This is a genomic window from Burkholderia sp. E168m23 (assembly GCF_016586125.1).
Classification (GTDB): Bacteria; Pseudomonadota; Gammaproteobacteria; order Burkholderiales; family Burkholderiaceae; genus Burkholderia; species Burkholderia orbicola.
Map to the genome: position 1 here is coordinate 1 of NZ_BCPP01001616.1, position 715 is coordinate 715.

1 protein-coding gene is annotated in these 715 nt (G+C 71.7%); it reads right to left on the reverse strand.

Going from position 1 to position 715, the window contains the following annotated elements; genetic code table 11:
- A partial coding sequence (locus tag JMF90_RS39235; RefSeq protein ID WP_201326567.1) for an LLM class flavin-dependent oxidoreductase occupies nucleotides 1-715 on the reverse strand: 715 nt, incomplete at both ends.

The following is a 715-nucleotide window of genomic DNA, read 5'->3' on the forward strand; positions in this document are numbered from 1 at the left end:
GCCCGTAGGCCAGTGCATCGTCGAGCGGATCGAAACCGCGAATCAGGAACGTCGATACGCCGAGCCGGTAATACGCGCCCAGCGCTCGCGCGACCTGCTCGGGCGTGCCCACCAGCGCGGTCGAATTCCAGCGCGCGCCGGTCAGGTTCGCAACCCCCATCCACAGCCGCTCGTCGAGCACATCGCCCTGCGCGGCGGCGGCCATCAGGCGCTGCGAGCCCGCATTCTGCGGCGCATGACCGGCGATCGGCTGGCCGTTCGCGAGCCGCGCCGCCCGCACGCGCTCGCGGATCGCCTCGGCCTTCTCCCACGCGGCCGCCTCGGTATCGGCGACGATCGGCCGGAACGACACGCTGATGCGCGGCGCGCGCCCGAACGGCGTGGCGGCGGCCCGTACGCGCGCGATCTGCTCGCGCACCGCGTCGAGCGGCTCGCCCCACGTCATGTAGACATCCGCATGCTCGCCCGCAACGGCAAGCGCGGCCGGCGACGAGCCGCCGAAATAGATCGGCACGTGCGGTCGCTGCGCGCCCTTCACGAGCGGCGATGCGCCGCGCAGCCGGTAGAACGCGCCGTCGTGATCGACCGGCGCATCGGCCAGCCAGATCCGTTTCAGCACGTCGAGATATTCGCCGGTGCGGCGGTAGCGCGCATCGTGCGGCACGAAATCGCCGTCACGCTGCAAGTCGGTGTCGTCGCCGCCGGACACCACGTT